This window comes from Pseudomonas paraglycinae (assembly GCF_021601625.1).
GTDB classification, from domain to species: domain Bacteria; phylum Pseudomonadota; class Gammaproteobacteria; order Pseudomonadales; family Pseudomonadaceae; genus Aquipseudomonas; species Aquipseudomonas paraglycinae.
This window is the reverse complement of the sequence record NZ_BQHR01000034.1, coordinates 1-17,280: the sequence shown is the minus strand read 5'-3', so window position 1 is coordinate 17,280 and position 17,280 is coordinate 1. Positions and strand designations below refer to the sequence as shown.

Here is a 17,280-nt window from a genome sequence, read left to right as displayed (position 1 = left end):
GGTCAGATGTGTAGAAGGGACAGGGGGTGGATGCGGGGGGATTTGCTTGATCCCCCCGATGGGCGCTGAGCTCAGGGCTTGTTGACTTCGCGCAGCAGGTCGGCGACCGGGAGGTTCATGGTGTTTGAGTAGTAGGGTTTGTAGCCCCAAGCGGTAATGACGACTTTGCAGGGGACCTGGAGCTTTCCGGACAACAGGCCATTCAACTCCTGAGTTGAAAGAAATTCCTGAGTTGAACCGTTATTTACGGTCTGCCTTAAAGTTGCACTCGTCACGTAGTTGTATTTCCCACCTGCCTTGTTGGCCTCATCTACATCAATCAGTCCGTACGCCGAATACCTGAAGCGGTTAGTGATAGAGAAGTCCTGATCGTCACCCAGCGCACATTTCAGAGTTGTCGAAGCGGCGCCTTCCCTCATTCCTCTCCCAAACAGATCCAAAAGATTTACATCAGAGCCGTAGTAAATTTCGTAATATAGGCCGTTTGGCTTTCTCTCTATCGCCAGAAAATTGAGATTTGCAGGCTGGACCGTATGGTTTTTAGCGCAGGCTGAACACAAGGTAATCAGTAGAAGTAAAAGAGCGTTTTTCATATCAGCAAACGTCCTTGTTGATAGCTTCAAACATAAGGTCACTGGCTGACTTTCCCTGAGCGATGGGCCTGGTGAACATCGCTGGGGCATTGGCGTGGTTCGTATCCATATTCACATTGACATTGGGTCCACTGACCACTTGCCACTTCTCTCCAAAGTCGGCTACCGAATCGGACTGATCGGGCCTCGAGAGTGTGGCTTTGATATTGATCCAATAATCGGCCACCGGCGTCGGTTTCTCTCCGTATATATCAGATCCCAGCCACACCAGAGTGCCCTCCCCCACAGGATCCAGCGTTACCAACATATTGATCCTGTATCCCCACTCGGACATGACACGGGTCAAGTGGGCTCCGTTCCATCCACCCAAACTATGGCCCACTATATAGATAGGGCAGGATTTATAAGGAATCAGGTTCAGAACATATTTCTGAATATCCTTCTTCCCCCGAACCTCGTTGTACCCAAGCCACTCGGATTTATACTTGCCCTCTTTTTCCAGCTTACCGTTTCGATCATCAAAGCCAGATTTAGCTTGGTTAACGTTTTCAAAGGGGCCGGAAAAGTAATAGCTCTCCTTGTCACCTGCCCCGCCGATAAAAAAAATAATCGCCTTGGTACTCTCCACCGGAACAGCCTTCACACTGACATCCTTCTTGTCCGTCAGCGTATGTTCCTTGTGCAGCTTGTAATTGTTGCCTTTCTCGCACGTAACCGTTTCCGCACTCATGCTTCATTCCTCCAGAAACAGTTTGATGGTTTCAGGAAGATGCGAACTGATCGTGTGGGTAAAACCGGCGGCGTCAGACACCCCGTGTTCCATCCGACCGTCCGCGCGCTGAATCATGTATGGATGATTCGGCATCGGTTCGCCGGTCGTGTCATTCACCAACTGCAACTTGTCAGTGAAGTGCACCGGCATTGGCAGCAGGCCGCTGAAGGGGGCGTTCACCACGGTATCGCCGATGATCACGGTGCCAGATCCACCGATGACCACATTCCCATGCCCACCGGTACTGTCCAGGGTGGCGGCGTTCAGGCCATTGATAAATACCGTCGAGGCAACGCCACCGGTGATCGGGCTGCCGCACGCCGACTTGTCGGTCATTCGTGCAGCGGGCAGCCCGTCGAAATTCACATTCGGCGAACCGCTGACAATCGAGTTGGTGCCATGCCCCGGCAACGGGCAGGCGGTCGGGTCTGTCACTCGGGCAGCGGGTTTTCCGCTCATGAAAAGCTCCTTGCGGTGTCGCGTCATCATCCGTGGGGCGCGCAGCATGAACAAAGTCCTTCCATTGATCAAACCCGATTGCAAAAAAACAGGCGCCTGAAAAGGCGCCTGTTTTTTATGGCCAGTAACCGATTGCGTTATCGCGATGGCGGCACCCGGATATCCCCCGCCCGGCACTGGGTTTTCACGCCCTTGCCGCAGGCGCCGAATTGCAGGTCCTTGCCCATGCACACGCGCACTTCCGAGAGTTCCGGGCCGTTGCAGATCACGGCGATGCCGTCTGACGGGATGCCCGGATTGCTCCTGCGGAACAGGTCGGCAATTTCCTGCGCTTCGAAGTAATAAGAGCTACTGAACGGTTGCAACTCTTGCGGGATTTTCACCGCGCCCACCGCTTTGTCCGCTTCGTCCAGATAGCCCATCGCGCCGAGGCCGCTGCAAGTGCCGTGCTTGCTCCATTCGTGATCGAGGAGTTTTTTGGTCGGGAACAGCGTCAGGCCTTTGGCCGTTTCGGCGGCCGACAGGTTAGTCAGCGGCGGACAGGATTCCGGCCAGCCGCCCTTGGCGTATTGCGGCCACAGGCCATGCAGGACAAAACCGTAACCCTTGCCGGTGCATTGCGGGTCGTCCTTGTGGGTCAGGCAAAAGGTCGGCGACCAGGACAACGTCAGCAGGTAGTAATCGAATACCCCCGCCACCGATTCCGCCTTGCTGGCGGACGACTGGCGCGCCGAACTCAGGCCGATGCTACCAACCGTCAGCGCAATCAGCGCCATAATTGTAAAAAGCTTTTTCATGTTCCCGTTCCTTGGGACGCGTGCGTCCGTGGTTTCTGTGGTCTGACCGTCACGTGGTCAGGGGCTGATTGAGTCACGCTTGTGTTGCAGGCGCATGACGCAGGGCAAAACCTGCATTACTTTGAAAGGACTACGATGTTGTTGAACTCAACACAGGGAACCGACATGAGTAAAGCAGACGAACTCGCCGCGAAACTCAAACAAACCCGGCACACCCATGCTGACGAAATCACCTGCGCTGAACTGGAGATCGATTGCTGGCCGGCTCAGGTGTATGCCTTGTATCAACGCATCGAGGGCTGGTTGCAACCGGTGACCGAGGTAGGCCTGAAGATTCGGCGCAATCCTACCCATGTTTGCGAAAGTTCGCCGGATGGCGAGACCCACGACTACGCCATCGACCAGTTGATCATCGAAGCCAACCACCACAGCCTGACATTCGACCCCATCGCCCGCTTCACCGAAGACGGCGCAGGGCGCGTGCAAATCGTCCTGCCGGGGCGCGAAGCATCGCTGCTGCGCACGGTCGATGAGCACGGTGAAAGCCATTGGTGGTTGCAGACGCTCGAAACCGGGCAACAGCTGGATGCGATTGCGTTGACGGAAAACAACCTGCTGCTGGTAGTCCAGGAAGGACTCGGTTTGTAGGCCGAACCTGACACAACTGTAATCCGCGCCTCAGCCAGCTGAAAGCTGCCGCTGGTTAGCCTCCCCGTCATTGGTCAAACGGGGACTTCCAGCGCATGCCTTCCACCACCTCAAGACGCACCTTCGTCAAAGGCCTCGCCGCCGGCAGTCTGCTCGGCGGCCTCGGCCTGTGGCGCACGCCGGTCTGGGCCTTGAATAGCCCCGGCCAGGTGAACGAGTTAAGCGGCACCGCCTTCGAGCTGTTCATCGGCGAAACCCCGGTCAACTTCACCGGCCAGCACCGCACCGCCCAGACCATCAACGGCAGCCTGCCCGGCCCGCTGCTGCGCTGGCGCGAAGGCGATACCGTGACGCTGCGGGTGCGTAACCGGCTCAAGGACAGCACCTCGATTCACTGGCACGGCATTCTGCTGCCGGCCAACATGGACGGCGTGCCGGGCCTGAGTTTCAAGGGCATCGAGCCGGGTGGCGTGTACGTCTACCAGTTCAAGGTTCGCCAGCACGGCACCTACTGGTATCACAGCCATTCCGGCTTGCAGGAGCAGGCCGGGGTCTACGGGCCGTTGGTGATCGACGCCCGGGAACCGGAGCCCTTCCAGTACGACCGCGACTACGTGGTGATGCTCAGTGACTGGTCCGACGAAGACCCGGCCAGCCTGATGAAGACCCTGAAAAAGCAGTCCGACTACTACAACTTCCACAAGCGCACCGTCGGCGATTTCATCCACGACGTCGGCGAAAAAGGCTGGGGCGCCACCGTCGCCGATCGCACGATGTGGGCGCAGATGAAGATGAATCCCACCGACATCGCCGACGTCAGCGGCGCCACGTACACCTTCCTGATGAACGGCCACGCCCCGGATAACAACTGGACCGGCCTGTTCCGCCCCGGCGAAAAACTGCGGCTGCGGCTGATCAACGGCTCGGCCATGACCTACTTCGATGTGCGCATTCCCGGATTGAAAATGACCGTGGTCGCCGCCGATGGCCTGCACGTCAAACCGGTCGGCGTCGACGAGTTGCGCATCGCCGTGGCGGAAACCTATGACGTGATCGTCGAACCCGCCGCCGACGCCTACACCCTGTTCGCCCAGGCCATGGACCGCACCGGTTACGCCCGAGGCACCCTCGCCGCCCGCGCCGGTTTGTCGGCCCCGGTACCGGCGCTGGATCCGCGACCGCTGGTGACCATGGACGACATGGGTATGGGCGGCATGGATCATGGCTCGATGGACATGAGCGGTATGGATCACTCGAGCATGAACATGGGCCCGATGCAGGCGCACCCCGACAGCGAAAAGGACAACCCGCTGGTGGACATGCAAGCCATGACCACCGCGCCGAAACTCGACGACCCCGGCCTCGGCCTGCGCAACAACGGTCGCCGCGTGCTGACCTACGCCGACCTGCGCAGCCCCTTCGAAGACCCGGACGGCCGCGATCCGAGCCGCACCATAGAACTGCATCTCACAGGCCACATGGAGAAATTCGCCTGGTCGTTCAACGGCATCAAGTTCTCCGACGCCGAGCCGCTGCTGTTGAAGTACGGCGAGCGGATCCGCCTGGTGCTGGTCAACGACACGATGATGACCCACCCCATCCACCTGCACGGCATGTGGAGCGATCTGGAAGACGAAAACGGCAATTTCCAGGTGCGCAAACACACCATCGACATGCCGCCCGGCACCCGCCGCAGCTACCGCGTGACTGCCGATGCGCTTGGCCGTTGGGCCTATCACTGCCATCTCCTGTACCACATGGAAATGGGCATGTTCCGCGAAGTGCGGGTGGAAGAATGAGGACGCCGACCATGACTCGATTTGCCGCGTTTTCGTTGTCACTCCTGTCGATGGCCCAAGCCTTCGCCGCCAGCGACATGCAGGGCATGGATCACAGCCGGATGGCTGATATGCAAGGCATGGATCACAGTCAAATGACCGACATGCAAAGCATGGACGACGGCATGATGCAGCCCGCCGCGCCGACCGAAAGCCGCACGCCGATCCCGGCACTGACCGACGCCGACCGCGCCGCCGTGTTCACCAGCCACGCCGGGCATCAGGTCCACGACAGCGCCATCAACACGTACTTCCTCGCCGACAAACTCGAATGGCAGAACGCCGACGACGCCAGCACCCTAGCCTGGGATTTGTCCGGCTGGATTGGCGGCGACATCGATCGGCTGTGGTTGCGCTCCGAGGGCGAGCGCAGCAACGGCAAGACCGAAGACGCGGAAGTCCAGGCGCTGTGGGGCCACGCGATTTCGCCGTGGTGGGACGTGGTCACTGGCGTGCGCCAGGACTTCAAACCCGGCGCCCCGCAAACCTGGGCCGCGTTCGGTCTGCAGGGGATGGCGCTGTACAACTTCGAAGCCGAAGCCACGGCGTTCCTCGGCGAAAACGGCCAGAGCGCGGTGCGGCTGGAGGGCGACTACGACATCCTGCTGACCAATCGCCTGATCCTGCAGCCGACCGCCGAACTCAACGTTTACGGCAAAAACGACCCGCAACGCGGGATCGGCTCGGGCCTCGCGAACACCGAAGCCGGGCTGCGCCTGCGCTATGAAATCCGCCGTGAATTTGCGCCGTACATCGGCGTGACCTGGAACCGTACCTACGGCCGCACCGCCGATTACGCACGGGAAGAAGGCGAGGATCGCAGCGAAGCGCGACTCGTCCTCGGCGTGCGGCTGTGGTTCTGAATCCCTTCAAAAAACAACACCGAGGTCTTGCATGCGCACATTGAAAATCTCCCTCGTCCTCGCCAGCGGTTTGCTCCTGAGCACCCTGGCCCAGGCCCATCCGAAACTGCTGTCGTCGACCCCGGCCGAAGGTGCCGACGGCGCGGCGCCCGGCAAGATCGAACTGCGGTTTTCGGAGGATCTGTTGACCCAGTTCTCCGGCGCCAAACTGGTCATGACCGAAATGCCCGGCATGGCCCACTCGCCGATGCCGATGAAGGCCAAAGTCAGCGCCGGCAGCGACCCGAAAACCATGCTCGTCACCCCGCTCGCACCGCTACCCGCCGGCACCTACAAGGTCGAATGGCGCGCAGTGTCATCGGACACGCACCCGATCACCGGCAACGTCACGTTCAAAGTGAAGTGAGCGATGGCTGAACTGATCAACATCCTCCTGCGTCTGGCGCTGTATGTGGATTTGCTGTTGTTGTTCGGACTGGCGTTGTTCGGGCTGTACAGCGTTGAAGCGGTGCTGCGGTTTCGGCCGATGCTGCGCGGGATGGCGTTGATCGGGGCGCTACTGTCAGTGGCGGGACTGGTGCTGATGACCCGCGCCATGAGTGGCGAAACGGAATTCGCGGCGCTGTGGCCGCACCTGCAAATGATGGTGCTGGAAACCGACGTCGGGCTGGCGTGGACGCTGCGGATGATTGCGCTGATCGTCGTGATGATCTGGCCCGGATTGTGGCTGGCATCGATGGCCGGCACCGTCGCCCTCGCCTCCCTGGCCTGGAGCGGACACGGCGCGATGGATAACGCGTGGCATCTGCTCAGCGACATCCTGCACCTGCTCGCGGCGGGTGCGTGGCTGGGCGCGATGCTCGCGTTGATCTTGATGGCGCGGCTCGACGCACTGTGCAGCGAGGCGCGCATTCGTTCGCTGGCGGATTCCGTCAAACGCTTCGAAGGCGTCGGCGCGGCGATTGTGCTCATCCTCTCGGTCACCGGCGTGGCGAATTACCTGTTCATCGTCGGCCCGACACTGGGCGAAGTCCTGCTCGGCACCTACGGGATTCTGCTGGCGATCAAGGTTGTGTTGTTCGGAGGCATGTTGGTGCTGGCCGCGTTGAACCGCTTCCACCTCGGGCCGTTGCTCGAACAATCGTTGCGCGCCGGGCAGCATCAAGTGGCGGCCAATGCCCTGCGCCGCAGCGTGGCGTCGGAGCTGGTGATTGCGCTGTTGATCGTGGGACTGGTGGCGTGGCTGGGCACGTTGAGCCCGGAGCCGGGATGACACCCGGCAAACCCATTCACTACACTGGCCCGCACCTCCACTGCACAAGCCCGATCTCCATGACAATTCCAAAAAGCACGATGATCTTCTGCGGCCTGCTGGCCATGGCCAGCGCCGCCCAGGCACAAGAACCGGCCTCGCACCTCGACACCATTCAGCAACAAGGCCAGTTGCGCGTCTGCACCACCGGTGACTACAAGCCCTACACCTTCAAACGCCCGGACGGCGGATTCGAAGGCATCGACATCGCCATGGCGCAATCCCTGGCCGACAGCCTCGGCGTCAAAGTCGAATGGGTACAGACCACCTGGAAAACCCTGATGCCGGACATGCAGGCCGGCAAGTGCGACATCGGCGTCGGCGGCATTTCGGTGACTCTCGAACGCCAGAAAAAAGCCTTCTTCAGCAACACCCTCGACGTCGACGGCAAGATCCCGCTGGTGCGCTGCGTCGACCAGTCCAAATACCAGACCATCGACCAGATCAACCAGCCGAACGTACGCCTGGTCGAACCCGCCGGCGGCACCAACGAAGCCTTCGTCCACGCCTTCCTGCCCAAGGCGCAACTGGCGTTGCACGACAACGTGACCATCTTTGAACAACTGCTCGACAACAAGGCCGACGTGATGATCACCGACGCCTCCGAAGCCCTCTACCAACAAAAACTCAAACCCGGCCTGTGCGCCGTCAACCCGAGCCAGTTCATGCAATACGGCGAAAAAGCCTACCTGCTGCCGCGCGACGACATCAGCTGGAAACTCTACGTCGACCAGTGGCTGCACCTGAACAAAGTCACCGGCAAATACCAGAAAGTCTTGAGCGAATGGATCGCCGTACCCGCAGCTCAGTAACCCTCAGTCGTCATGCATCAGGCCGGAGCTGTACTGGTTGAAACTGTTACCGATATTGCTCCCGCCGAACTTCAACGTATTCACATTACGCGCCTCCGGCGACTGACAGTCGCTGGAGAAACAACTGGTGGTGGTCAAGCCACCGGAGCCGGAGCAGGCGGTTAGAACCGAGATGGTTGCGATGATCAATAGCGCTTTGAGTGGGTTGTTCATGGTGTGAGGCGCTCGGGTGGGGTCGGGATCTTGTGGATGGATCGTAGGCCTGTGCGGGTGGCGGGAAGATGAAACTTGCGGGGGTTTCAGCGTGGGTTCAGGTTGAACCCACGCCTGACGATCAACCCTCCACCGCAAAGGGTTGCCCGAATCTACTTCGGCTCGACGTTATCCAGCGCCTGATTCACCGCCAAAGACCCCAACATCACCAACTGCGCAATGCCGATGGCGGTTTTGCGGTGGGCGGGTTCCAGGGTGGCGGCGAAGTTATTGAGCATTTCGGAGGCTGAACCCAAGGATTCGCTGGCATTGGCGAACAGGGATTCGGTGTCGTAGGCCGGGTTGGCGAAGTACATCGGGTCATGCTGGGTGTGACTGCCCATGATCCGTTGCTGTGGGGTGAGGTAGTGATCGAGGGCGCGTTCGGCGGCTTCGTTCAGGGTTCGTGAATCGGGGAATTTGTAGGGGGAGACTGGATCGGTTTCTGGTGGGTTGGGTGTTGGTTTGAACATGGATGAAACTCCTAACACTTTTAATGAAGGCTTCACCCTTTCGCTACCAAACGAAGGGTGGCGGCCATGAACAGGTTGGTAGACCGGGTGTTAGGAGCCGGCGCGCCCGAAGACGCCCTGTACATGACCACCATAGACCCCGGCCGAAAGCACGACCGGAGACGATGACGCTGTACATCTAACACACGGGCTACCAAACCCGATCACTGGTTTTCAGTGACCCGAGAACGATAAAAGCCACGGGGTAGACGCACAAGCCGGCGGATTCTGTCTTAGGTGTAGGGGGTGGCGCAAGGTGGTGTAGGGCCGAAGTAGTGTCAGAGAGCTTGGTTTAAACACACTCAGATTTTGCTGTTTAGATGGACGACCAACACCGGGCACGTCGCCGTCAGGCAACCACCAAAGCAACTCTGATACAGTCGGTGCCAGCTAATCCGTTGACAGGGAGTCAAACATGGCAAAGCCCGCTGCACGCATCACCGATCCCACCAGTTGCCCCATCCCCGGACACGGCCCCAAAGCCATTGCCTCCGGATCCCCCGACGTATTCTTCGACGGACTCGCCGCCGCCCGAAAAGACGACACCTGCACCTGCGGCAGCGCGCTGGCCTCCGCCGTATCCAGCACCGTATTCATCAACGGCAAAAATGCCGCGCTGGTTGGCACAGTCGGTTCACATGGAGACGTTGTGATCGGTGGATCGGGAACGGTGATTATTGGTGACTCACATACGCCTGCGCCGTTTACGCCACCTACCCCGATGATCATTCATCCTGGATGGATCAGCTTCACCATTCCCGGTTCTGAGTCCTACTTGGGCATGAACTGCATTGCTCACTTCGAAGATGGTTCGACCCAATCCGGAAATTTTGATATCACCAACACTGTGAAATTTCTCAACATCCGTGGAAAAGTCTGCCAAAAGCTAGAGTTCGGCTCTCAAGAAGAACCATCGACCGGCTCAATTTTCGACACGCTATTCAATGCATCATTGAAATAAGGATTGTTTCATGACTGAGCCATTGCTCGTAACGGGAAGCTATGTTGTCCAGAAAGCACACGAGCTTGAAAATTCGCCATTGGACATGGCGATTGCGGGTATGGAGGGGGCCGCGACAAGATTTTCTTTAGATGCCATATCAGATGCAAAAGTACGCAGCAACTACATGAGCAACATCAAGCGAATGTCAGTGGAAACAAAAGCCGAAGTCGCCGCAGGGAGGCTGAGTGCGCAAGAAGGAGCAGCATTTTGCCAAGAGATGCGAAATAGAATCCTGGTCGAGCATCGAAAATTCACCTCGGCACAAGGTGTGGCCTTCGCCGAACGAAAGAAACGATTACCTCCGACGTTACAGGACACACTGGACAAGTACGCACTCAAAACAGCAAACGTCGAATACAACAAACTGACCCCAGAACAAAAGAGCAAAGTCTATTACGAGATTCTGGATTCAGCGGGCCGTAACAACGCACCGGTAAGCAAGGGAACTCAAAAATTAAGAATAATGGGAAAGGTTGGCTTACTAGTCACTGCGACCTTCGCCGTATATGAAATCATGAACGCTGACAACAAAGTAAAGGAAACAGCCCGACAAGGCATTATCATCGGCGGCGGCGCTGCTGGCGGGGGATTGGCTGGCTTGGGCGTCTCTGCATTTTGCGGCCCTGGCGCCCTAGCTTGCGCTGTGGCAATCGTTCTGGCGGGAAGTATTGTGGGAGGAATTGCTGGCAGCGCAGTAGCTGACACCTTTGATGAAGAACTGGAGGAATTTTCCAAATGGGAAGTTCTATGACAAAGCAGCAAAGAGCGGATGTGCGCTGGGCATTGTCCGATGCTTTTGTTGATAACGAGGTCGACTATTCTGCGATTGCACGAAGGACAAGAGAATTCGATCGAGATGAAGTGAAGCGCATACTCTTTGAGGAGGTGGCACCTGTTTGCCACTCAAACCTTGAAAGCACACTTCCAACCATATGGCTTTGTTTCAACAGGCAGGAATTGGAAGAAGACATTGAAAAAGTGCTGGGAGCAAAAGAGAACAGCTGGTTCAAAAGAAAAGCCAACGCCTTATTGGTGACATGGCTGAAGAGCAGATACAAATACATCTGGACAGAAATAGAAAAGCAGTATCAAAAAATAAGCTAATAACAAAGCGTCGCGACTGGAGCGATTGCATCACCCTTTTTTTCTTGAGCTATACTCGTAAGCGAACACATAACCAAGTAAAAACATAATTATCTTAAGGACTGATACATGAAGGGAAAAACCATCGCAACTTTTCTTGCATGCTTGCTACTCGCCGGTTGTTCTGACCCAAAGCAAACCAAACTGCCTGCCGATATCAGTAAATGGTCAGAGGACAAAGGGCTAATGGAAGCTGTCGGCAAACTCGATGAAAACGATAGAAAACTGTTTGGTGGCTATGCTGCCCGGCAAGTGGTGGCCAGCACATTTGGCGGTAGCAAAGTTGTTGCGGACTCAACACTTGGTGATGCTCTGAAAACACAACAGGCCTGGATCGAAGCCAAAGCTGCCGAAGCGGAAAAACAAAAAGCCTTGGCCGAGCAAGTAAAACAGCAACAGCTTGTGGCACTGAAAGAAATGAACGGAACGCTTACAGCGTCTCTTCTCAAACTTAAACTGAATCCCGCCGACTATAAAAACAAGCAATACAGCGAATATTTTTCAATTGAAATTGCTCTACACAACAATACAACTGAGGCCCTATCTGGCGTAAAGGGAACAGTCGTACTCAGCGACATGTTCGGCGACCCTATAAAAAGAATTGGCCTCACCAACGACATCCAAATCGACCCAGGTCAAACGTACATCTATAGCGGGACAATGGATTACAACCAATTTCAGGCTGCCGATAAGAAGCTGGCTGTTTCCGATACTGAGAAAATGAAATTTGAATGGGTGCCAGACACTTACATTTTCACCAGTGGCAAAAAACAAACAATGCCAAACTGAAGCTGGGAGAGTGAGAGCACGGACGAATTTATTACAAAAGTTCGAAAAAAATAAATCTGAGAATCATCTGGCCGGCCTCCCCACCTCACGGAGGTGGCGCAAAATTCAAGGTGCGAACTTAGTCTTTTGCGTAGGAGGCCGTGATGAAATTCTGTGGCATAGACCTGCATTCGAACAACAGTGTTGTGGTGGTTACCGACGAAACGGATCGAGTACTGGTCAGTCGACGTTGCCCCAACCAGCTAACGCCAATCCTTTCGCTGCTCGAGCCTCACCGTGCTGAATTGGTTGGCGTCGTGGTTGAGTCCACCTACAACTGGTATTGGTTGGTCGATGGCCTTAAGGCGGCGGGCTTCGAGGTGAAGCTGGCCCATCCCGTGGCGATGAAACGCTACGACGGTTTGAAGCATTCTGACGACAAGAATGATGCGACTTTCCTGGCTCATGCCGACGGATGTGGCTCTGGCAATGAAAGCGAATGTCGCCATTGTTCAGGCATTGCAGATCCAGATTGATTTTCTTGAAGAGCGATTACTGCACGAAGCCTATTTGCGCCCGGAGTTTTCTTTGTTGAAAACGATGCCCGGAATTGGCGAAGTGCTGGCCACGGTCATCATGCTGGAAACCGGAAATATTGAGCGCTTTGCCGACGTAGGCCACTTCGCCTCTTACGCTCGCTGCGTAAAAAGTGCGCATTACTCCAACGGCAAAAAGAAAGGTGAAGGCAACGCCAAGAACGGCAACGCTTATTTGATCTGGGCTTATATCGAAGCGGCTAATTTCGCCCGGCGCTTCAGCGAGGATGCCAAACGCTTTTTCGAGAAGAAGAAAGCCAAGACCAATGCCGTGGTCGCTACCAAGGCACTGGCACACAAGCTGGCGCGAGCGAGTTATCACATCCTGAAGGAGAAACAGCCTTTTGATGCCAGACGCTGTTTCGCCTGAGGGGCGAATGAGGTGATGGTTGGCCAACCAAAAAGGGACTGGGCTCGAACCACTAAATCTGAGTGGCGACCGACCATCACCGCCTGAGTGTGTTGTAACCGGGTCGTCTGCCAGGTGAGCCAGCTGGGACTGGACGTGTGTTTTGCACGAGCCACAGTTCTGTGACACGTTTTGGACGCATTGGCAGCACCAACGTTTCTCTGGGGCAGTTAACTGCCAGGGCGGTGCTGGTCGTATCGCTACCGCTTGATCCAAATGGTTGTCTGGCACGACTCGTTCGTAGCCAATGAAGAGGAAACGGGTTCGACGGGTTCAACCGATCAGGTTGAGTTGGAGAGCAAACCCTGCAGTTGAAAACTGCAGGGCGCGGTGGCTTTTAACCTTGACTTGAGACCGGCTAATGGGCGTCCCCTTTTTGTCCGGGGTAGTTAACTGCCAGAGTGGTGCTGGTTGTATCGCTACCGCTTAATCCATATGGGTGTCAGGCACGACTCGGTCGTAGCCAGTGATGAGAAAACGGTTTCGACGGGTTCAACCGATCAGGTTAAGTTGAAGAGCAATCCCTGCAGTTGAAAACTGCAGGGCGCGGTGGATTTTAACCTTGACTTGAGACCGGCTAATGGGTGTCCCTTTTTTATTCTATACGGTGGTGCGCTGACGGCTCGGCTTAGGCGGTGCGGGTGTTTTCCTAGGCTTGCTCGACGTTTTGCCAGTGCAGTTCCATACCAGCTAACTGGCTTGCCGCTGCCTGCGCATCGCTCAGGTTTGAGAAGTGTTTTGGTAACCCTGGATAAACTCGAACACCTGCGCGATTTGAATTGCATTGCAACGCAAAAGGCTTGAACAGGCGATTAAGAATCTCGATGCCCAGTAGTTTTTCCTTATCCACTTGGGCGATGTATTTGCATCTCGGGATCATGTGCATAATTTTCCGCGCTATTTGGTCTTGTTGGTAGGAGCCTCGACAGAGGCAAGAAACTCTCTTAGAACGCGATCTAGGTGCGGCGCGAGCTTCAGCACATCAGTATCTATGGCTTGAGTGGAATTTGCTTCGTAAGGGTATCGAGTGCCGACAAACAAACTCGAACACGACATGATCCATTTTTCTAACGGAAAACCAGGAGACAACCGGTCCGAGGTTTCACGCAACTGGTTGGCTAGATTCACTGGAATGGCTTTGTAGAGTTCAAACAGATCATGCCTATTTCCAGGCAAGCCGGTAATCAGTCGGAGGTGTCCTTCGGGATCGTACTCACTCCTTGGGAAACGAGGGTCAGCCTCCACGAGAAATGACTTGAGGTACAGCTCCGATGCGAGTGCTGAGTTCATCGTCGCTGGCCAATATAATGCTATGTCACCATCTGCGGCGCTTTGTTCAAGCAACAATGAAGCCCTCAAGTAAGCACGTGCTTCCTCGATTACCCAAGTATTTGGCAGGGACTCGCAACCCATTTTTCGTTTCCTATCGGCGAGGGAACTTCTTTGTCACGAAGTAACCAGTGGACTTTTCATATGTAACATGCTTACAGGATGGGCACTCAATTTCAGTGCTCGTCGGCCTGTCAAAGCCGTCACCATTGTTTTCAACAATCTCAAACTTCTCGCAACATTTTTCACATTTTTTTGTACGCATAATTTCGTCTACCCTCAGACTAATTCCCTACCTATCAAGAGCTGATTCTGGACCACTTTTTCTGCTGAAATCTGACGCCCCAATCAATGCAGCCCAACGTTCGAGGACTGGGCATGTGGTTCATATGGTTTGGATTTCCCTATCTTTCGTCGGTCACACCCGCCGCTACCAATAGGTTCGCGTCCGTGAGACTAATCACCGCTCTGGCTGCGCCACAGCTAAAAACTGGCCCAGTTGGATGCCCGCCTTCAATTTTTGCATCCGAAAATTTATTAGGGCAGAACGATACCTCATCGATCTTGATGAGCCTCGCATTCTTGTAGATCGTTACTGTGCTTACCATTGATAACTCCTTATCATTTTTTATCTATCAGGGTTAACAAAAATAACGGGGGGGACGAATTTATTTACCACCTAACACAAATAAATCTGCCCCCCTTTTTTTCCTAGTCAATTTCCTTTACGCATGACGACACTAGATAATTCAAATCAGACCCCTTAGAAAAATAATCCAAACCGTAGTTACGCTCCCCTTTCTTCAAGCTTCTAGTACCAAAAGCTGAAGCCCACGACAACCAGTTTGAACTCCCATTTTTTAGATGCTCATCCCTAAGTTCCTTCAATCCAAATTTTTGCTCTGGAATTTCAAGTATTTTTGCTCTTGAGATTACGCTATTAGAACTTAGCATATATAGCTGATTTAATATTCTCCCGTACAAATCAGTATCATACAAGTACTGTTCGGCCATAGTTGCCAGCCAAAACAACTGAAATTCCGAGACATAACTAGACCTCTCTATATACTCATAAATTGCGATCGACAACTGAGATTTATCTAAGGTGGTTAGAGCGTGATGATATCCCAAGGATGAGTAGATACTTTTGGAGAGACTTGGAAACCGCTCAAGCAATATAGAAAAATAATCAGAAAAATCTGTTGAATGAAACCTTAAGACATTTAAAATAAAATCTGCATCATGATCATCCAACGCATCCTCTTTTAGCAGAGCTAGCAGTTGAAAAACCTGATCTGAAGATAGATCACGAATAACTTCGATCTCTTCATACTCAGGCTCTTCATGACCAGAACCAAAAATAGAAACACCAACTTGAACAGCCACAATCTCATATAACTCTTGACGAATCTCCGAAGCTTTAACCTCTACATCCTGGACACTTTTGCGAGTTTTTTGTGGATTGATATTTAAACCCTTTTGACCAAGCAGCTTTTGAATCTGTATAAAATCTATTTTTACATTATCTTCATTATCATCAAAAATATGATAATCATCCATAAATCTCAGAACCACTGAGCTTTTCAACTGACCATACTGCTCAGTGAATTTTAGAAACTCACTCCCTATCATTTTTGATGGGTACAATCCATGAGGAAGAAAATCAACACTTCTTCCAGAGTTGATTTCCCTCATAAATTTACCAAATCCCTCCTGATCTTCAACATCAACTTTATCAGACGATGCAAACCAATGAGAAAGATCATGATGATAAACGCTATTGAAATACCCTGCCACATCGAAGCTTATGTGGTACTTGAACTTTTCGAGATTAACTGAAACATCTTTCTTGAAGGAACTATAGGCCTGACTAATCGGTATAGTTTCGCCATTTTCAAATCTATATCCGTATGACTTTCTAACATCGGAAAACGGCTTTCTAAAAATCTCTCGATTACGATAGACAAGATCATACAAGTAGTACTCAGCAACTGGATCAAGCTTTAAGGTGCGTCTGAGATGTCCGTTTGATTTATCAGCATAGACCGTCTGCTGAGGTAAAAAATTATGTGCTGACTCAGAAGAATTGAGAACTTTCTGATACACATATTTCTCAAGTTCTTTCCCCTTTCGAGCAATCATTAATCTACTCGTGTGCATCGGGAATAACCCAGACCAAAAGTCCTTTTCATAAAAATCAATGGTTTTCGACATTTTATATACCAGTGCCTGTGAAAACGGATCGATAGAAGAAACTCTTAAAGTGCACTTCTACGGTCGCCGAAATATAAATTGGGAGGGACGGATCTAACACCCGTTTTTTCTCCAACTGAGCGTCTTCGAAGTCAACCAATCAAAATGCCTCAACCGGCTTCTTAGCCTCAGCCAAAATCTTATTCGCCTCTAACCGCGGAAACGTAAACCGAATAATCATCCCCGAATCCGCGCCTTGCCCCGCCATCACCAACTCAGCAGACCGAATATTCTCAGGCGAACCAGCCAACGCACTAACAGCATTGGTTTGCCCCTTAGCGTTCAACCCTTCAAGAAACGTGTAAGTCAGATTCCCAGACGCCAGACCAACCTGTTCAAAATTGGAAATCTTCGTCGTCAGCTCTTCAGTGCTTCTCGACTTTCTCGCGGTATCGAACATATCCAGGATGGACTTCTCATCGCTCATGGAAACCAGCGTGAATGATTTGGAAAGCCCCGCGATGGCTTTCACGTACAGGTTCTGATCGAACGGGCTGATGAGTGAAACCATCATCAGCTTGTCACCGGAGAAGATCAGCGCGACGGTGAATTTCTCTTCCAGGAAATCCACATCGTCGATGCACCTCGCGGTTCCGCCGACGTCTTCGGAGCAGTCGTAGTAACCGGCCGCTTCGGTGAATTTTGCGAGTGGGGTTTGGTAGACGTAGTTCTTGAACAGCTTTTCTTCGGCGAAAGCCCCTTGGGCGGAGGCAAGCAGGGCGCCGGCGACGAGAACAGATGATGCGAGTTTTTTCAGCATGGGATCCCTTCCTCACTCTTATTGATAGCCCGATGCTATCAGTCCATTTCATGGCTGTCTTGCTTAATCCCACACTTGATGAGGTTGTATTTCCGCCGGATATCACTGAGCCCGACCGGTCATTCCTGATAAACTCCCCCACCTCCCAGCCACACCGATTC

At 53.9% G+C, this 17,280-nt stretch carries 22 protein-coding genes; 12 read left to right on the top strand and 10 right to left on the bottom strand.

From position 1 onward, the window contains the following. Positions 1-71: 71 nt before the first annotated feature. The 4 genes from L6D82_RS28260 to L6D82_RS28245 form a co-directional block, all read right to left on the bottom strand. Complete coding sequence (locus L6D82_RS28260) at positions 72-593, bottom strand: hypothetical protein (RefSeq protein ID WP_085613158.1); 522 nt, start codon at positions 591-593, stop codon at positions 72-74. A 1-nt stretch (position 594) separates the two neighbouring features. Further along, a complete protein-coding gene (locus L6D82_RS28255) occupies positions 595-1,323 on the bottom strand; it encodes an alpha/beta hydrolase (protein WP_236192132.1) in 729 nt (242 codons plus the stop codon). Positions 1,324-1,326: 3 nt separating this feature from the next. After that, positions 1,327-1,824 carry a PAAR domain-containing protein gene (locus tag L6D82_RS28250; RefSeq protein WP_236192131.1) on the bottom strand — a complete coding sequence of 166 codons (498 nt, stop codon included), beginning with the start codon at positions 1,822-1,824 and terminating at the stop codon, positions 1,327-1,329. Positions 1,825-1,961: 137 nt separating this feature from the next. Then, entirely contained in the window at positions 1,962-2,621 is a 660-nt protein-coding gene (locus tag L6D82_RS28245) for a ribonuclease T2 (protein ID WP_011335138.1), read from the bottom strand. Positions 2,622-2,786: 165 nt separating this feature from the next. Between L6D82_RS28245 and L6D82_RS28240 the strand changes: the two genes are divergently transcribed. The 6 genes from L6D82_RS28240 to L6D82_RS28215 all read left to right on the top strand — a co-directional run bounded on the left by L6D82_RS28240 (position 2,787) and on the right by L6D82_RS28215 (position 8,094). Further along, the gene (locus tag L6D82_RS28240; protein ID WP_236192130.1) at positions 2,787-3,269 is read left to right on the top strand and encodes a hypothetical protein; all 483 of its coding nucleotides are present in this window, start codon (positions 2,787-2,789) and stop codon (positions 3,267-3,269) included. A 95-nt stretch (positions 3,270-3,364) separates the two neighbouring features. Further along, on the top strand, positions 3,365-5,068 hold the full coding sequence (locus tag L6D82_RS28235) for a copper resistance system multicopper oxidase (RefSeq protein WP_236192129.1): 1,704 nt from the start codon (positions 3,365-3,367) through the stop codon (positions 5,066-5,068). An 11-nt stretch (positions 5,069-5,079) separates the two neighbouring features. Further along, on the top strand, positions 5,080-5,970 hold the full coding sequence (locus L6D82_RS28230; RefSeq protein WP_236192128.1) for a copper resistance protein B: 891 nt from the start codon (positions 5,080-5,082) through the stop codon (positions 5,968-5,970). Between the two features lie 31 nt (positions 5,971-6,001). Next, positions 6,002-6,376, top strand: a complete 375-nt coding sequence (copC, locus tag L6D82_RS28225) for a copper homeostasis periplasmic binding protein CopC (protein ID WP_011335143.1) — start codon at positions 6,002-6,004, stop codon at positions 6,374-6,376. A gap of 3 nt (positions 6,377-6,379) precedes the next feature. After that, the gene (gene copD, locus L6D82_RS28220; RefSeq protein WP_236192127.1) at positions 6,380-7,243 is read left to right on the top strand and encodes a copper homeostasis membrane protein CopD; all 864 of its coding nucleotides are present in this window, start codon (positions 6,380-6,382) and stop codon (positions 7,241-7,243) included. A 59-nt stretch (positions 7,244-7,302) separates the two neighbouring features. Next, positions 7,303-8,094 (top strand): transporter substrate-binding domain-containing protein, encoded by a 792-nt coding sequence (locus L6D82_RS28215; protein ID WP_236192126.1) that lies wholly within the window; start codon positions 7,303-7,305, stop codon positions 8,092-8,094. 3 nt (positions 8,095-8,097) lie between these two features. Here L6D82_RS28215 and L6D82_RS28210 read toward each other — a convergent pair whose 3' ends face one another. Together L6D82_RS28210 and L6D82_RS28205 are read right to left on the bottom strand one after the other, a co-directional pair. Beyond that, positions 8,098-8,307 carry a hypothetical protein gene (locus L6D82_RS28210; protein WP_236192125.1) on the bottom strand — a complete coding sequence of 70 codons (210 nt, stop codon included), beginning with the start codon at positions 8,305-8,307 and terminating at the stop codon, positions 8,098-8,100. Positions 8,308-8,459: 152 nt separating this feature from the next. Next, positions 8,460-8,819: a DUF6124 family protein gene (locus tag L6D82_RS28205; protein WP_236192124.1), complete on the bottom strand. Its 360-nt coding sequence runs from the start codon at positions 8,817-8,819 to the stop codon at positions 8,460-8,462. A gap of 454 nt (positions 8,820-9,273) precedes the next feature. Between L6D82_RS28205 and L6D82_RS28200 the strand changes: the two genes are divergently transcribed. The 6 genes from L6D82_RS28200 (at position 9,274) to L6D82_RS28175 (ending at position 12,738) form a co-directional block, all read left to right on the top strand. Next, positions 9,274-9,819 (top strand): PAAR domain-containing protein, encoded by a 546-nt coding sequence (locus L6D82_RS28200; protein WP_236192123.1) that lies wholly within the window; start codon positions 9,274-9,276, stop codon positions 9,817-9,819. Positions 9,820-9,829: 10 nt separating this feature from the next. Continuing rightward, on the top strand, positions 9,830-10,612 hold the full coding sequence (locus L6D82_RS28195; RefSeq protein ID WP_236192122.1) for a hypothetical protein: 783 nt from the start codon (positions 9,830-9,832) through the stop codon (positions 10,610-10,612). Then, positions 10,609-10,965 carry a DUF7079 family protein gene (locus L6D82_RS28190; protein ID WP_236192121.1) on the top strand — a complete coding sequence of 119 codons (357 nt, stop codon included), beginning with the start codon at positions 10,609-10,611 and terminating at the stop codon, positions 10,963-10,965. The genes L6D82_RS28195 and L6D82_RS28190 overlap by 4 nt, the downstream gene beginning before the upstream one ends. 108 nt (positions 10,966-11,073) lie before the next feature. Continuing rightward, positions 11,074-11,793, top strand: coding sequence for a putative periplasmic lipoprotein (locus L6D82_RS28185; protein ID WP_236192120.1), 720 nt, complete (start codon positions 11,074-11,076; stop codon positions 11,791-11,793). A gap of 143 nt (positions 11,794-11,936) precedes the next feature. After that, positions 11,937-12,308 (top strand): IS110 family transposase, encoded by a 372-nt coding sequence (locus tag L6D82_RS28180; protein WP_236192119.1) that lies wholly within the window; start codon positions 11,937-11,939, stop codon positions 12,306-12,308. Further along, the gene (locus tag L6D82_RS28175; RefSeq protein WP_236192118.1) at positions 12,262-12,738 is read left to right on the top strand and encodes a transposase; all 477 of its coding nucleotides are present in this window, start codon (positions 12,262-12,264) and stop codon (positions 12,736-12,738) included. Before L6D82_RS28180 ends, L6D82_RS28175 begins: the two co-directional genes overlap by 47 nt. Positions 12,739-13,426: 688 nt before the next feature. On the opposite strand, the gene L6D82_RS28170 is transcribed toward L6D82_RS28175, so the two are convergent. From L6D82_RS28170 to L6D82_RS28155, 4 genes are all read right to left on the bottom strand, one after another. Then, positions 13,427-13,663: a hypothetical protein gene (locus L6D82_RS28170; protein ID WP_236192117.1), complete on the bottom strand. Its 237-nt coding sequence runs from the start codon at positions 13,661-13,663 to the stop codon at positions 13,427-13,429. Between the two features lie 11 nt (positions 13,664-13,674). Then, positions 13,675-14,190, bottom strand: coding sequence for a hypothetical protein (locus L6D82_RS28165; RefSeq protein ID WP_236192116.1), 516 nt, complete (start codon positions 14,188-14,190; stop codon positions 13,675-13,677). A gap of 627 nt (positions 14,191-14,817) precedes the next feature. After that, positions 14,818-16,320 carry an antiviral reverse transcriptase Drt5 gene (gene drt5, locus L6D82_RS28160; protein ID WP_236192115.1) on the bottom strand — a complete coding sequence of 501 codons (1,503 nt, stop codon included), beginning with the start codon at positions 16,318-16,320 and terminating at the stop codon, positions 14,818-14,820. A 139-nt stretch (positions 16,321-16,459) separates the two neighbouring features. Then, complete coding sequence (locus L6D82_RS28155; RefSeq protein ID WP_236192114.1) at positions 16,460-17,119, bottom strand: gluzincin family metallopeptidase; 660 nt, start codon at positions 17,117-17,119, stop codon at positions 16,460-16,462. Positions 17,120-17,280: the final 161 nt, after the last annotated feature.

What these genes read in the sequence shown, in the direction of transcription:
- L6D82_RS28260 (WP_085613158.1), bottom strand. Translation starts at nt 593, where the DNA reads ATGAAAAACGCTCTTTTACTTCTACTGATTACCTTGTGTTCAGCCTGC.
- L6D82_RS28255 (WP_236192132.1), bottom strand. Translation starts at nt 1,323, where the DNA reads ATGAGTGCGGAAACGGTTACGTGCGAGAAAGGCAACAATTACAAGCTG.
- L6D82_RS28250 (WP_236192131.1), bottom strand. Translation starts at nt 1,824, where the DNA reads ATGAGCGGAAAACCCGCTGCCCGAGTGACAGACCCGACCGCCTGCCCG.
- L6D82_RS28245 (WP_011335138.1), bottom strand. Translation starts at nt 2,621, where the DNA reads ATGAAAAAGCTTTTTACAATTATGGCGCTGATTGCGCTGACGGTTGGT.
- L6D82_RS28240 (WP_236192130.1), top strand. Translation starts at nt 2,787, where the DNA reads ATGAGTAAAGCAGACGAACTCGCCGCGAAACTCAAACAAACCCGGCAC.
- L6D82_RS28235 (WP_236192129.1), top strand. Translation starts at nt 3,365, where the DNA reads ATGCCTTCCACCACCTCAAGACGCACCTTCGTCAAAGGCCTCGCCGCC.
- L6D82_RS28230 (WP_236192128.1), top strand. Translation starts at nt 5,080, where the DNA reads ATGACTCGATTTGCCGCGTTTTCGTTGTCACTCCTGTCGATGGCCCAA.
- copC (WP_011335143.1), top strand. Translation starts at nt 6,002, where the DNA reads ATGCGCACATTGAAAATCTCCCTCGTCCTCGCCAGCGGTTTGCTCCTG.
- copD (WP_236192127.1), top strand. Translation starts at nt 6,380, where the DNA reads ATGGCTGAACTGATCAACATCCTCCTGCGTCTGGCGCTGTATGTGGAT.
- L6D82_RS28215 (WP_236192126.1), top strand. Translation starts at nt 7,303, where the DNA reads ATGACAATTCCAAAAAGCACGATGATCTTCTGCGGCCTGCTGGCCATG.
- L6D82_RS28210 (WP_236192125.1), bottom strand. Translation starts at nt 8,307, where the DNA reads ATGAACAACCCACTCAAAGCGCTATTGATCATCGCAACCATCTCGGTT.
- L6D82_RS28205 (WP_236192124.1), bottom strand. Translation starts at nt 8,819, where the DNA reads ATGTTCAAACCAACACCCAACCCACCAGAAACCGATCCAGTCTCCCCC.
- L6D82_RS28200 (WP_236192123.1), top strand. Translation starts at nt 9,274, where the DNA reads ATGGCAAAGCCCGCTGCACGCATCACCGATCCCACCAGTTGCCCCATC.
- L6D82_RS28195 (WP_236192122.1), top strand. Translation starts at nt 9,830, where the DNA reads ATGACTGAGCCATTGCTCGTAACGGGAAGCTATGTTGTCCAGAAAGCA.
- L6D82_RS28190 (WP_236192121.1), top strand. Translation starts at nt 10,609, where the DNA reads ATGACAAAGCAGCAAAGAGCGGATGTGCGCTGGGCATTGTCCGATGCT.
- L6D82_RS28185 (WP_236192120.1), top strand. Translation starts at nt 11,074, where the DNA reads ATGAAGGGAAAAACCATCGCAACTTTTCTTGCATGCTTGCTACTCGCC.
- L6D82_RS28180 (WP_236192119.1), top strand. Translation starts at nt 11,937, where the DNA reads ATGAAATTCTGTGGCATAGACCTGCATTCGAACAACAGTGTTGTGGTG.
- L6D82_RS28175 (WP_236192118.1), top strand. Translation starts at nt 12,262, where the DNA reads ATGAAAGCGAATGTCGCCATTGTTCAGGCATTGCAGATCCAGATTGAT.
- L6D82_RS28170 (WP_236192117.1), bottom strand. Translation starts at nt 13,663, where the DNA reads ATGCACATGATCCCGAGATGCAAATACATCGCCCAAGTGGATAAGGAA.
- L6D82_RS28165 (WP_236192116.1), bottom strand. Translation starts at nt 14,190, where the DNA reads ATGGGTTGCGAGTCCCTGCCAAATACTTGGGTAATCGAGGAAGCACGT.
- drt5 (WP_236192115.1), bottom strand. Translation starts at nt 16,320, where the DNA reads ATGTCGAAAACCATTGATTTTTATGAAAAGGACTTTTGGTCTGGGTTA.
- L6D82_RS28155 (WP_236192114.1), bottom strand. Translation starts at nt 17,119, where the DNA reads ATGCTGAAAAAACTCGCATCATCTGTTCTCGTCGCCGGCGCCCTGCTT.